This is a genomic window from Streptomyces sp. NPDC003456 (assembly GCF_042878735.1).
GTDB lineage: Bacteria > Actinomycetota > Actinomycetes > Streptomycetales > Streptomycetaceae > Streptomyces.
The window spans coordinates 39,313-52,627 of record NZ_JBIAOK010000011.1 but is presented as its reverse complement, the minus strand read 5'-3'; the positions used below and the strand labels follow the sequence as shown (position 1 = coordinate 52,627).

At 70.6% G+C, this 13,315-nt stretch carries 11 protein-coding genes and 1 pseudogene; 3 read left to right on the top strand and 9 right to left on the bottom strand.

The genetic code is table 11. The features are described from left to right. The first annotated feature begins 210 nt into the window (after positions 1-210). Positions 211-867, top strand: a complete 657-nt coding sequence (locus ACFYWG_RS33255; protein WP_383503144.1) for an HNH endonuclease family protein — start codon at positions 211-213, stop codon at positions 865-867. 11 nt (positions 868-878) lie between these two features. Here ACFYWG_RS33255 and ACFYWG_RS33250 read toward each other — a convergent pair whose 3' ends face one another. Next, positions 879-1,103 (bottom strand): DUF6207 family protein, encoded by a 225-nt coding sequence (locus tag ACFYWG_RS33250; RefSeq protein ID WP_383503142.1) that lies wholly within the window; start codon positions 1,101-1,103, stop codon positions 879-881. Positions 1,104-1,293: 190 nt separating this feature from the next. Next, on the bottom strand, positions 1,294-1,806 hold the full coding sequence (locus ACFYWG_RS33245; RefSeq protein WP_383503140.1) for a lamin tail domain-containing protein: 513 nt from the start codon (positions 1,804-1,806) through the stop codon (positions 1,294-1,296). Positions 1,807-3,006: 1,200 nt separating this feature from the next. Between ACFYWG_RS33245 and ACFYWG_RS33240 the strand changes: the two genes are divergently transcribed. After that, a complete protein-coding gene (locus tag ACFYWG_RS33240) occupies positions 3,007-3,306 on the top strand; it encodes a hypothetical protein (protein ID WP_383503138.1) in 300 nt (99 codons plus the stop codon). 2 nt (positions 3,307-3,308) lie between these two features. Next, complete coding sequence (locus ACFYWG_RS33235; protein WP_383503136.1) at positions 3,309-4,091, top strand: hypothetical protein; 783 nt, start codon at positions 3,309-3,311, stop codon at positions 4,089-4,091. Between the two features lie 194 nt (positions 4,092-4,285). On the opposite strand, the pseudogene ACFYWG_RS33230 reads toward ACFYWG_RS33235, so the two are convergent. From ACFYWG_RS33230 to ACFYWG_RS33200, 7 genes and pseudogenes are all read right to left on the bottom strand, one after another. Continuing rightward, a pseudogene (locus ACFYWG_RS33230) lies at positions 4,286-5,197 on the bottom strand (IS5 family transposase). A 422-nt stretch (positions 5,198-5,619) separates the two neighbouring features. Next, positions 5,620-6,210 (bottom strand): DUF4913 domain-containing protein, encoded by a 591-nt coding sequence (locus ACFYWG_RS33225; RefSeq protein ID WP_383503134.1) that lies wholly within the window; start codon positions 6,208-6,210, stop codon positions 5,620-5,622. Further along, the gene (locus ACFYWG_RS33220) at positions 6,200-7,945 is read right to left on the bottom strand and encodes a type IV secretory system conjugative DNA transfer family protein (RefSeq protein ID WP_383503132.1); all 1,746 of its coding nucleotides are present in this window, start codon (positions 7,943-7,945) and stop codon (positions 6,200-6,202) included. The genes ACFYWG_RS33225 and ACFYWG_RS33220 overlap by 11 nt, the downstream gene beginning before the upstream one ends. Beyond that, a complete protein-coding gene (locus ACFYWG_RS33215) occupies positions 7,945-9,534 on the bottom strand; it encodes an ATP-binding protein (RefSeq protein WP_383503130.1) in 1,590 nt (529 codons plus the stop codon). The genes ACFYWG_RS33220 and ACFYWG_RS33215 overlap by 1 nt, the downstream gene beginning before the upstream one ends. 5 nt (positions 9,535-9,539) lie before the next feature. Further along, positions 9,540-10,991: an SCO6880 family protein gene (locus ACFYWG_RS33210; RefSeq protein ID WP_383503128.1), complete on the bottom strand. Its 1,452-nt coding sequence runs from the start codon at positions 10,989-10,991 to the stop codon at positions 9,540-9,542. Further along, complete coding sequence (locus ACFYWG_RS33205; protein WP_383503127.1) at positions 10,988-12,520, bottom strand: hypothetical protein; 1,533 nt, start codon at positions 12,518-12,520, stop codon at positions 10,988-10,990. The genes ACFYWG_RS33210 and ACFYWG_RS33205 overlap by 4 nt, the downstream gene beginning before the upstream one ends. Then, positions 12,517-13,311, bottom strand: coding sequence for a hypothetical protein (locus ACFYWG_RS33200; RefSeq protein ID WP_383503125.1), 795 nt, complete (start codon positions 13,309-13,311; stop codon positions 12,517-12,519). Before ACFYWG_RS33200 ends, ACFYWG_RS33205 begins: the two co-directional genes overlap by 4 nt. Positions 13,312-13,315: the final 4 nt, after the last annotated feature.

Below are 13,315 nucleotides of genomic sequence, written 5' to 3'. Positions count from 1 at the left end.
TTACGGTCGGCACCTCAGGCGTTTCACCGCCTCGTCGGGGTACTGCTGCAGGGCACAGCGCCCTGTCCACGGGTACGGCCTCTCCGGGGGGACGCCCCTGCTGCGTGGCCGACCGCCGGGTGCCGTCCCGGTGTGACCATTCCACCCACATGGGCGGCGCTCGGAGGGATCCATCGACAGCGCCCCTTCCGGTACCGCTATCAGGACTGCATGGTCACTTTCGTGCTGCGCGGCCTGGCCGCCGCCCTCGTCGTCCTGTCCACCACCGTCGCCTCGCCCACCCACGCCGCCGACACGCTGCCCCTGACCGACGCGGTCGACCGGCTGTCGCTGGGGACGGAGTCGCGTGACGGCTATACCCGCGACAGCTTCCGCCACTGGAACGCCGGCCAGGACCCAGCGGACGGCTGCCACACCCGCGCCGAGGTCCTCCTCCACGAAGCCGTCGAGCCGCCCACGGTCGGTGCCGGCTGCCGTCTGGAGGGCGGCAGCTGGTTCTCTTACTACGACGGTGTCACCGTCACCTCGGCCTCCGGCCTGGACATCGACCACATGGTGCCCTTGGCCGAGGCCTGGGACAGCGGCGCCTCGGCGTGGAGCGCGCAGCACCGCGAGGCCTACGCCAACGACCAGGGCCAGGAGGCGTCGCTGGTCGCGGTCACCGCCCGCTCCAACCGCAGCAAGGCCGACCAGGACCCCGCCCAGTGGCTCCCGCCCGCGGCCGACGTGCACTGCCGCTACGCAGGCGACTGGGTGGCCACCAAGCTGCGCTGGAACCTGACCGCGGACGACGCCGAGCTCGCGGCCCTGCGGCAGCTGGCCGGCGACTGCCCGCTGCAGAACGTTGCCTACGAACCGACCGCCTAAGTAGGCGAGTCTCAGCGCTGCGGGGCGAGTTCCTGGCGTACGTCCAGGTAGCAGCGCAGCCGCACACCGGGCTCGCCCGGCACCCGCGTCGTCCGGTCGGCCGTCGCGGTCGCCCAGCGCCCGGCGAGCAGCTGCTGGATGGCGAACGCGGTCCGGTCGTCGCACGCCGCCACCTCGACGACGGCCAGACCCGGCTGGGCCACGTGAGCTTCGTTGATCGGTTGCATGCCTGGCATGACGAGGCCTTACCGGTGCGGGTTGCCGCCCGCCATGACGCTTCACTCGACCGAGTACTTGCAGCCGGGTCCGGCTAGGGATGAGCGGCGGACCACCCGGCACGGTGACGCCCCCGGCCCGACGGTCGGGGGCGTCACCGGTAGGTCAGCGCGTCGGCGAGGTGGTCAGCTCACCGCCGGCTGCTGTCGGTCAGCGGTGTCCGTGGCCGCCGCCGTGGCCGTGTCCGTGGCCGCCGTGGCGGTGGTGGCCCCAGGAGGCTTCGTCGATGAGGCGGTCGTTGTGGTTGCGCAGGGTGGCGGTGTCGGAGCGGTTGTCCCAGACGTAGTGGCGGCGGTCCTGATAGAGGTCGGTGGCGCGGTCGCGGCCGACGCCGGTGTGGATGCGGACCGTGGAGCGGCCTTCGAGGCGGTAGCGGTCGAAGGTGTAGGTGTGGCCGTCCTCGTCCTCGAGGGTCCAGCCGTCGAGATTGACCGCGCGGCGGGCGGTGTTGGTGATCTCCACCCACTCGCGGTTCAGGGAGCGGTTGGAGCGGTCGTCACGCCCGGGGGAGTCGTACTGGACGGCCGTGATCTGGACCTTGGGACGGTCGGGGCGGGCGTGGTCGGCGGCGGATGCCGGCAGCGTCACCACCGAGACCAGGGCGCCGGCGGTGAGCGCGGCGGCGGCGATACGGCGAGCGGTGACAGAAGCGAAAGCGGACATCAGGTCCCCTCACGGTGCGGACACCCTCCCCGGGGCCAGTAACAGTGACTGCTCCGGGGACGTTGGTGCGGTGTGCGATCGCGGCCGGCTGGCCGCACACACACTCTCGCCACGGCATGGAGAACCCGTGGGGAAAACATGACCCCTGTTACCTCTTGTCCAACTTTCTATGACTCTCAGATGCAATACCCACCTATTCGCCTCGGGCGCGAAGTTGACGCGACGACACCCCGAGGACACCTTGCGAGGACCGGGCTGTGCAGTTCTTCCGCCAGGATGCGCCACCCCGCAGCAGGTCAGGCCGTCACCCGAAAGTGAGTAACAGGCTTCCGCTCGGGTCGGTCCGCACCGTCGACTCTCGCCGGCCAGCACGGGCACGGCCGCATGCGCGGCCTCCTGCCGGGGCGGCGCAGCAGGCGGGTCCTATCCCGGCCAGGACACGGCAAGGCGTCGGCGAGACCGTTGGGCGGCAAGGTGCGGTGCGGTCGTGAAGTGCGGCGCACGGGTCGCTTTTGCCGACTTCCGCAGGCGCCATCAGATGGACGGAGGGCGTACCGAGTCTGCGATGGAGAGCGCACACGCCACAATTCGAACTGCGCTCCTCCAGATGAGGTGAGGGAACCTTAAAAACGGGAGTGGAATCCCTCCAGCGAGGGGTTTTCACTGATCCCTAACGGAAAAGCCCTCAGATCAGGGACTTTCACGAGGGCGCTTGGTGTTTCCTAGTCAGCGCTGGACACACGGCTTTTGGGAGCCCTCGCTCAGCACTGGCCGGCGGCCCGTCGGGGGTGGCTCCCCCGATACGGCCCCGGCCCAACTTCTTCCAGCGGCCGTTGATGATGCCGCATGAGAGGGCCCCGCCCAACCCACTGGGCGGGGCCCTCTTCGTTCGCCGGGCCGCGGAACGGCGGCGGCTGAGTCCTTCCGGACGCCGGTATTCCGGACTCCGCATATGGGCCGTCAGGAGCCAACCGAGTTTTATTCGTGACGGTCCTTCGGATTGTCACTTACAGGGAAACCCCTCACCACAGCACGAATTGTGGCCGGGTGACACCGATGGCGTAACATTCACGCTCAGCCGGTGACGGACTGTTAGCCGCAGTCCCGATGTCACTGGTCAGAGCGAGGTTTCCCAAAAAACCCGCGGTCGAGCTTCGGACATTCGATCGAAGCTCGACCGCCTCTTGAGAGAAGACGCGTGTGTTCAACGATGTCCACGTCGCGGTCATTTTGATCTTCGGGATCGTCCTGGCCGCCGCCTGCTACGCCATCCGCCGCCTGGAAACCAGGCCTGCCCGGATCGCTTCCGCTCTCGCAGCACTTGCCCTCCTCGTCGGAGCCCTGGTGCCCGTGGTGCGCATCCTGACCGAGTCGGCGTCCCCGTCCGCCGAGGTCGTCGCCCCCGCCCCTCCGGCAACCACTGTTTCCCCGACGGTGCCTGCTGCCTCCTCATCGACCCTGCCCGCCCCGGTGATGACGCCTCAGGGCCCGGGGAACTGACGATGGCCGCGACAACTAGCCGAAGGGCAAGCGAGGCCAGGGCCATCACTGACTTCTTCGCCCTGCATGGGCTGCCGCACTACTCCGCGGACGCCCTCACCGATGTCTCCCGTCTCCGCCAGCGAAACCGCGGCCGCCCCCTCGTACTCCCCATCACGAAGTCCGCCTTCTTCCTCGTCGACGGGCGAGTGTCGGAGCACGTCCAAGCCGGCAAAGTCCGCCTGTGGCGCGAGCTGATGCTCTTCGAGAGCATCAGCAGCACTGCAGTCTTGCCCAGCACGTACGGCGAGGAGAGGGTGAACGCGAACTCGAAGAACATGATCTCGGGCTCCACCCTGTCCCGGTGCGTCTTCGTGGAGGTCCCGAACTCGAAACTGAACGCGCTGGCGATGAGCGACCCCGCGATCGCCCTGATGCTGGCACGCATGGCGGCCAAGCGACACATCCTCACGGAACGGCTGTACACCGCGAGCAGGGCAACGCCGGCCGCGCGGGTGGCAGCCGTGCTGAACTATCTGGCCGAGCCCACGCGGAGGAACGTCATAAGGCCCAGAAGTGAGGACGGCGCCTTGGTCATGACCACCACGGAAGAGTTGGTCGCCTCCGGCCCGAGCCAGGCCGACCTGGCGGACGCCCTTTGCCTGGGCCGGGCAACCGTCGAGAAGGCCATCGCCGAACTCAGGCAACTGAAGGCGCTGAAATCGTTCGGCCCCGGGGAGCGGGCGAACCGCTGTTACCCGATCGAGGATCGGGACCTCCTACGGGGTATCGCCCTTGGCGGGTGAGGCACCCACTGCCGCACCACGCAGGCGATGTCATCTCGTCAGGCCAGGCCCGCACCGATGAGGTGCGGGCCTTCGCCTCGGCCTCCCCGCAAATGCCGGCCGCCCCTCTGCCGAGGGTCATCCGGATGCGGCGTGCCCAACTCTGAGCAAACGGCGCCCGGCGTGCCCCCGTGTGTCTCGAAAGGCCGCCCGCGCTAGGGCCTGTCTGACAAATGATCACGAGCTGGTTTCGCGGAGCCAGAGGATCAGCGAGGCCAGAACGACTCCGGCACGGTAGCGGTCGGCGAGCTTGTCGAATCTGGTCGCGATCGCGCGGAACTGCTTGAGGCGTGCGAAGCATCGTTCGACCACGTTGCGCTCGCGGTAGACCTCTGCGTCGAAGGCAGGCGGCCGGCCACCGAGGCGCCCTCGGCGCCGGCGGTTGGCCGCTTGGTCGCGGCGCTCGGGGATCGTGACGGCGATGCCGCGGCACCGCAGCAGGTGCCGGATCGCCCGGCTGGAGTAGGCCTTGTCGCCCAGGACTCGGGTCGGTGTCCTGCGCGGGCGGCCGGTGCCCACTCTCGGAACGCGGACCCCGTCGAGGACCTGGCCGAAGGCGGTGGCGTCGTTGACGTTGCCGGGCGTGAGCACGATGGACAGGGGCAGGCCCCGGCCATCGACGGCCAGGTGGACCTTGGTGGTCAGCCCTCCTCGGGACCGGCCGAGGGCCTGGCGCGTCTGCGAGCGGCCCGGATCTTCCAGTTCGTCCTCGTCTGTGGCCCCTTTTTGCGGGCGCCGGCGGCGTGCTGGTGGGCACGGTTGACCGTGGAGTCGACGGCGACGGTCCACTCCACCAGGCCCACCGCGTCGTCGCGGACCTGGACGTGTTCCAGCAGCTTCGCCCAGGTTTCATCCGCTTCCCAGCGGGCGAACCGCTCGTAGACGGTCTGCCAGGGCCCGTACCGCTCGGGCAGATCGCGCCACGGAGCCCCAGTTCGCAGCCGCCACAGCACCCCGTTGACCACCTGACGGTGATCACGTCACGGACGACCACGTCCATCCACCCGCGGCAACAGGGGCTCTATCCGCTCCCACGCCGCTTCCGTCAACTCGCCTCGACAAGCCACGAGATCAATGATCAGAGTGCTTGTGCTCGCACTCTCGCGCGGGGTCCGTCACGAAACGGCTCAGCCGGTAGGTAGTCGGTGCCGTCAAGCGTCCGCACAGCGTGTCGATCCGGATCATCGACCCGTCGACTCCGGCTTCCCGAAGACGGCGCAACCTCGTACGCATCTCCGCCTGGTCCGGAGTCTCAACGACCACTTCCCACTGTCCCGCGGCCGGCGCAGTGCGAGCAGCAAGCCGCTGCCGCGCGTCCTCTTGCCGCCGCCTTCTTTTCCCCTGTCCTGGCACCTGCCCAGAATCACTGGCTGGCGTCAGGACGGCAAGGCACATGATCACCGAGCACGCACACTCTCGGTGATCATTTGTCAGACAGGCCCTAGCCAACAGCCTTCGCCGACGCTCGCGCGACCCGCTTTCATCGGCTTCAGTCCTCGGTATGGGCCCAGGCGCTGGGCACCAGGCTGGGCAGGCGGTGGTTGATCTGGTGCTCGCCCTTGGTGCAGCCCTGGAACGGGCCCGTGGGCGCGCGTAGTTCTCGCAGGGCGGGGTCCAGGTGGTCACGGTGCCATACGGAGGGGCCGGTGTATCCGCAGCTCACGGGGTCTGTGAGTTCTTGCCAGGCGAGCCAGCAGGCGTGCAGGCGGGCGACGGCGACGGGGTGCTCGAACCACAGGTGGCACCAGCGGGCGTCGGCCGAGGGCTCTCCGAGGTAGCCGGGCACGAGCACGCCCTCGACCCACTCGATCAGGGCCCGCAGCTCGTCGTCGTACTGCGGCGGGTCGAGCAGCAGGATGAACGGCGGGTACTGCGGCTCCTCCTCCGTCTCCTGCCCGGCCGTCTCACTGGCCGGCTCCTCCTCGTCGGTGAAGGCCTCGCCCGGCCCGGCTCCCCCGTCTGCGGTGAGCGTCTTGACCAGGGCCGTGAGCTGGGCGACCTGGGCCTTGAGGTCTTCGATGTCCTCGAACATGCCGACCGGCACGTCGAACCTCGGCGCCTCGTCTGGTTCATCGGCCACTGCGTGCCGCCTTCCGCTCCTCGTACGCGGCGACCGCGCGCTTGGTGATGGCCTGCTCCTCGGCCTTCATCTGCGGGCCGATGTGGGCCATGAGCTTCTCCGCGTACCAGGGGCGCAGGCTGATCTGCGCGACCGGCATGCCGGTGGCCAGCAGCAGGGCGGTGCCCTTCTTCATGGCGCGGATCTCGGCCGGGTCCAGGACCTGCTCGCGCTGCTCGGACCAGCTGCGGCTGTGGCCGTCCTTGGACTTGGAGTAGGAGCCGCGCTCGACGTAGTGCGCGCCGGTCAGTGTGGAGACGTCCTGGGCGAACTTCGCGTCGTCCAGGCCGACGCCGATGATCTTCTTGGTGGCCGCGCTCCACATGGCGTCCATGCCGACCTCGCCCCACGCCTTCACGCCTTGGCGGTAGCTCTGGAGGATGACGAAGGGGGTGATGCCGCGGGATCCGAGGTGGGAGTACAGGTCGGGCAGGTCGGCGATCTTGCAGATGTTCGCGGCCTCGTCCAGGACGGCGCGCATCGGCTCGGGCAGGCGGCCGCCGTGGCGCTCGCCCGCTTCGGCGCCGGCGGTGAACACCGCGTCGGCCAGGGCGGCGACGACGGCGGAGGAGGGGCCGCCCTTCTTCGACAGCAGGTACAGGGTGTCCGTGCTGAGAGCGAACTCCTCGGGGTCGAAGCGCGGGTGGTGCTTGTCCGGGGTGACCCAGGAGAGGACCTTCTCGTCGCGCAGCGCGCTGACGGCGGTACGGGCGTTCTGGTAGATGCCCGACTGGGTCTCCTCGGCGATGTTGATGGAGCTGTCGACCTGCTCGGCCAGGACGGGCTCGTGGGAGTACAGCACCCGCAGCGGCGCCTTCTCCCTCGGATCGGCCAGCCACCGCATGACGTCCCGGACGGTGCCGCCTTCCCAGTAGGCGGCGCGGAACAGGCCCACCAGGAGGTCCCCGGCGGCCTGGGACCAGAAGGGGTCGGCCTGCTCCGAGGTGATCTGGTTGACGAAGTGGCTGGCCAGGCGTTCGGCGCCCTCCAGCGTCTCCGCCTGGGCGATCATGTCCCACCACATCTGCCGCTCGGCCTGGGCCACGCCCTGGGTGTCCAGGATCCAGGAGTGTCCGACCTTCGCCCGGCTGGCGAGGGTGGCGGCGTAGACGTCGGCCTTGTTGCTGGTCATCAGCAGGGCGCCGGGCGCCTCTTCGGCCACGGGGATGGCCAGCGAGGTGGACTTGCCGGCGCGCGGCGCCATGATGGCGACGTAGGTGTCCTCGTCCGAGCCGCGCAGCTCGACGCCGGAGGGCATGTGGTCGCCCAGCAGCACGCCCCGGTCGCGGGCCGGGAGCTTGGCGGGCTTGGCCTCTTTCAGGGAGGCGCGCAGCCGGGTGGCGGTGCGCGCGGCCTGCTTGGGCGTCAGTTCCCGCACCTGGTGCAGCGTCGCCAGGCTGGAGGGGTTCTTGAACCAGCGGAAGGCCCACCGCAGCCCCCACACGAGGAAGACGACGACGGCCAGGTCCGCCGCGGTGGCGCCGATGATGGAGGCGGTCTGCGAGTGCGGCCAGGCCGAGCTCCAGTCGGTGACCATCTGGAACGCGCCCACCAGGGAGGTGGGGAAGGGGGCGGCCTCGTCGCCGGTCAGCACAGCGCCGGCGGCCGCGCCGGACCACGTCGACACCGACAGCGTCACGGCGCCGCCGAGGAGGATGCCTCCGGCGGCCCATGCCCGGTCGTTCTCCGTCATCATCAGCGTCCGCCTCCCGTGGCGGTCATCCGGCGGCGGTTGTTGTCCGTGCGGTACAGCCGCAGCTCCGTTGAGGTCAGTTCCAGCGCGGCCGCGATGCCGGGCCGGGTGCCGATTTTGATGAGGTACTTGCCGCGGCCGGGGTGCCGGGCGCCCTCCTCCTCGACCGGGGCGGCGTGGTCGGCGTCGTCGTAGGTGGGGTCGATGTCGAGCCCGGTGCTGGTCGCCGACGACCAGGAGCCGATCATCATGCGTTCCTGCTCGGTGAGGGAGCGCTTGCCGGTGACCCGGCGCAGCTCCTCCTCGGAGGAGGCGCCGATCACCCAGGTGTCGCAGCGGTCCATCAGGCCGCGGGCCTTGGCCCGGTCGGTCTCGGTGGGCAGAGCCTCGACGTCCAACAAGGAGTGGGTGACGTAGATCGTCACGTCGTTGGTGGTCCGGTTCAGGCGGGAGATGGCGTCCATCGCGTCCACCAGGCCGGGGCCGGAGCGCAGGGCCCGCCACATCTCGTCCATCGGCAGCACCAGGGAGCGGTCCATCAGCCCGATGCTGCGGGCGGAGTCGATCGCGGAGTAGGTGTAGGCCCAGGTGGCGATCATGCCCGCGCTGACGACGTCGTTGCCGCGGGCCCGCAGGGCGGAGATGTCCACCGAGACCGCCGGGGCGCCGATGTCCAGGGGCGTGGTCGTGGGCCCGTCGAACAGGCCCTTGAGCGGGCCGCCGATGAGGTTGTCTAGTCCGGCGATGACGCTGCGGGTCAGGTCCTGGTAGCGCTCGCCGTCGGCGGCGAGCTTGGTCCGCAGCTCCTCGGGCGCACCGCGCAGGACAGCCACGACGTCGGCGACGACCGGGTCGCTGCCCGAGTCCTGGGCGGCGGAGGCGACCTGGACGGCCGTGTCCAGCGCGGAGCGTTCGATCTCGTTGGGGGCGCGGCCCAGTCCGTGCTTGGTGGACAGCAGCGCCACCAGCGTCTCCAGGCGCCGGCCGTTGAGGACGTCCAGCAGGGCCTCGCGCCGCTCGGCCGTCAGCGACTGCACGCGCCCCTTGAGCGGGCCGGAGTCGAGCGGGTTCAGGCGGCCGATGCCGTCGCCGATGCGCACCACGGATCCGCCGAGTTCGCGGATCATGTCGCTGTACTCGCCCTTGACGTCGCCGGGCACGCAGGTCATGAACCCGTACGCCGAATACACCATGCACATGCGCTTGACCAGGGCGGACTTGCCCGCGCCCGGCTGACTCATCACCCACACACCCGGGTTGGTGGTCAGCTTGCCCGTCCAGCCGGACGGGTCGATGCACACCAGCTCGCCGGTCAGCAGGTCCCGGCCGACCGGCACGCCGCGCGGCGGCAGGCCGCTGCCCAGCAGCCACGGGTAGATGCCGCCGGCCTGGCTGGTGGGGCCGGTGTAGACGGTGCCGGAGTCCTCGACCGGCACGCGGCCGCCGAAGCGGCCGCCCCACCCCAGCCGGGGGGCGAAGCGCCCCTGCAGCTTCTTCGCGGCCCGCCGCTCCTCACGCGTCGGGCCCTGCTCGACCACCTGGACCACGCGCTTGGGCGTGGTCACCACCGGCGCCTTGGGCTTGCGTGCCATCGTCGTCAGTCCTTCACCAGCGGGTTGTAGCCGATCGGCAGCCCGGCCGCGAACACCGCGGCCTGCGCGCCGTAGGCGCTGCGCATGCGGATGCCGCGGGTGGCCTTGACCGCCCGGGCCAGCTCCTGGCGGGCGGCGGGCAGGTCGGCGGTGCTGCGGGCGGTGGCGGTGACCATCAGCGTCCAGTCGACCACCTGGGCGCCTCCGGCCACCTGGGCGGCGGCCTTCTCCGCCCGCTGGGCATCGGCCCGCTGGCTGTACTTCGCGCGGCCCTTGACCTCCGCGGTCGCCTGCGCCCGCTGGTGGGCGTGGGAGATCTCGCGCTCCAGCACCGCCTCGCCCTCCATCGGGTCCAGCACCCGGTAGGCGATGGTGATGCGCCGCTGGTAGCGGCCCGGCGCCAGCAGCGGCAGCAGCACCGAGTAGGGGATGGGTCGGCGCGGCATCTCGCGCAGCACCCAGCTGACGGACACTCCCCCGTCGTGCGCGTAGGTCTCCCAGTCGTCGTCGGCGGCCTGCGGCCCGCACTCCGACCACGACAGCTCCTCGAACTCCTTATCGCGGGCGTTGAACACGTCCGGGTCGTAGGCGGAGCGGACGATGCGGCGCAGGTCGACGTCGGTCGCCCTGCGCTCGATGTCCGTGCCCGTGCCGGACAGGTCCAGGGAGTCCACCACCCGCAGCGCCTCGGCGACCTGCTCGGCCAAGTCGGCCGGCGGGTTGGCGGAGGCGTTCGGGTCGACCGTGACGCTCATCCACGGCGCCACGCTCGCGGTGGCGTGCGGGGTCGTGCGCACCAGCTCGTCGATGACCTGCTTGGCCAGCTGCGGCGCGCCCGGGTCCTTGCGGGCCTTCACGTCGTCCCCGAGCGCCTCCCCGGCGCCGGGCGTGATCTGGATGGTCACGCTCGCGCCCTTGACCTGCTCGTCCGTGCTCATCGCGTCCAGCACCGCCGACCAGGTGCGCAGGCTGCTCTGCACCGCCGCCGTGGGCGCCATGAGGCTGCCGCCCGGCGCGAGAAGGGTGGTGACGGTCATGTAGCCGGTCGCCCGGTCGTGCACGACCCCGACGGGCCGACCGGTGGTCGGGTCGTGCGCCTTGATCAGGGTGCTGCTCGCGCCGACGCCCGGCAGGTCCAGGGCGTACGGGTGGGGCAGCAGCAGCCGCCGGTAGGAGGTGGCGTCGAAGCGCGAGGCGCGCTTCCAGGCGAACTTGGCCCAGTAGTAGGCCAGGGCGGACATGCCGTGCCGCCGGGCGGCGGCCAGCCCGAAGAACGCCGCCGTCACCGGCAGGGTGACCAGCAGCGACAGCGGCATCTGCGTGGCGATCAGGCCGTCCGCCGTCAGCACCGTGGCCGCGATCATCGTCGCGCCCCGCGACAGCCCGCCGAAGCCGAAGCTGCGGCGGGCCCTGAACCCGTCGACCATCAGGGTCTTGGGCACCTCATGGGCCGTCACTGCTGCTCTCCCCCGCCCACCTGTCCGCTCGCGGACTGGATGCCGTCGTTGATGCCGTCCAGGACCTGGATGCCGCCGGCGACCGCGCCCGCCCCGGCCGCGGCCGTCCCCGCGGCACCGGCCACGCCCGCTCCCGCGGCCGCCGTGCCGCCGGCGCTACTCGAGGTTCCCGCCGCCGCGGCGTCGGCGCCTGCGGCACCGTCGGCTCCGGCCTGGCCCGGCACACGGGCCCCGGCCTCGTTGCGGGCGGCCTGCGCCTGGGCGTCGCCGCCCGGGCCGCCGTCCTGCCCGCTGCCACTGCCGCCGCCCTGGTTCTGGCTGCCCATGCTCTGCTCGACGTACTTGGAGTGGGACACCGCATCCGCCGGACCCGCATCGCCACCGCTGTCGCCGCCGCCGCTGTCCTTGGAGCCCATCTTCCCGCCGAGGTAGCTCCCGGCCGCCGACAGTGCGCCGCTCGCGCCGCCCGCGCTCATCCCGGCACCGGCCGCCGCCCCGAACGGGGCGAAGATCTTGGTGAGCGGACCCGGCGCGACGACCGCGAGCAGGAGCGTCGCGCAGCCGCGCAGCCACTCCACGAGCGTCTTGGAGTGCCCGAACTCGGCGAAGCCCGTGCAGATGATGACGGCCACGATCGGCTTGTAGGCCACGATGACCATGCCGGTCGTGATCAGCGTGGGCGCCCACTTGCGGGTGGCCTCACCACCGGCGCGGCCGCCGCCGGCCACGGGCAGCAGCAGGCAGATGATCGGGATGGCGGACTGCCGCAGGAAGATCATGACCATCTGGATGAAGCCGATCAGCAGCAGCACGGCGACCACGCACAGCACGGTGATCGGGTTGGAGATCCCGGCGGGCAGCATCACGGCGACGATGCGCTTGTAGGCGTCTCCACCGTTGTCGAACGTCGCGTTGACCAGGCCCGCGCTCAGCGCGTCGCCGAGGACGAGGAGCAGCGCGAACAGGCTCACGCCGAGGAAGGACAGGAAGAAGTTCTCCACCCAGCCGGTCATCGCTCTGCCTGCGTGTTTGGCCTGGCCGGTGACGGCCATCTTGCCAAGGTTCCAGATCACCCCGGCCACGGCGATCACCAGCCCCAGCCAGGTCAGCATGCCCGCGAGGGTGGATTCGCCACCCCACAGTCCGGTGCCCTTCAGGTCCACCGACGGGCCGAGCAGGGCGAAGGTGAGTGTCTTCTTGATGACCCACTTGGTGACGTCCTGGGCCGAGCGGATGACGTCGCCGAGGACGGAGTCCCACACGGCTTCCCAGGCCTTCTTGAGCTTCTCCGCACCGACTTTGCCGATGGCGTCGCATGCGTCGGAGCCGGTCAGACTTCCCGGGCGTCCGGGGGCTTTCCCGCCGCCGGGGATGATCGCGCCGATGATCGGGCCCGTGAGGGCTCGGCAGCCGACCTCGATCCCGTCGCTTATGGGGTTGTCGGCCCGGGCGGGCTGCGGTGCGGACACCGACACCCCGAGCACTGCCACGAGCGTCAGCAGGAGGGCGGCCAGGCGGCGCCTGATCACGATGCCTCCCGGATGGCCGTCCATCCGGCCTCGTTGAACGCGGCATCGCCCGGCGCGACGATCTTCGGCTTGGTCGGGTTGGCGTTGAGGGCGCGCTGGGTGGCCGCACCGGACAGCTTCCAGTCGCCGTCCTCCCACACCACGGCGTTCAGGATGCGGGCGTACTCGACGGACTCCTTGGCTGTCTCGCCGCCCTTCCGCGCCGACCGGGCCAGCAGCCACACACTGACCTCGTCGTCCGATTCGCGGATGACCTTGTAGCCGATGACGCTGCTGCGCATGTACGCCCCCGGCGGCAGCGGCTCACCGACCGGGGCGCTCAGCTCCTTGTGCAGGATCTTGTCCGTCTCGATCGCGGCCAGCTCGATCTCCTCGGCGTTCTCGTCGCTCTGGTCGACCTTGGAGACGTACGAGTAGTAGAGGCGCAGCTGCTCGTCCTTGGTGTCGCGATCGGCCTCCATAGCCACCGTGTTGGCAGCCGCCGCCATCGCCACGGCGCCCTCGGTGGTGTGCGGGAAGCCGACCTCGCTGCTGCGGTCGTCCGTGCGCTTCCCCCGCGGAAGCGCAACCCACCTGGTCGGCTCGGTCCAGTCATCCGGCTGCTCGTAGGAGGCGGACGGGCCTGGCGGGGCGGACACGGACGCGCTCGGGGTCGATCCGCCCTTGCCCGCGTCCGCGTCGTCGTCGCCGCCGTTGAGCACGGCGTAGCCCGTCAGCGCGAGCACGGCCGCGAGCGCGGCGCCCGCGAACCAGGTGCCCTTGGTGCTCCACGTTCCCCTGGTGCGTCCCATGTCC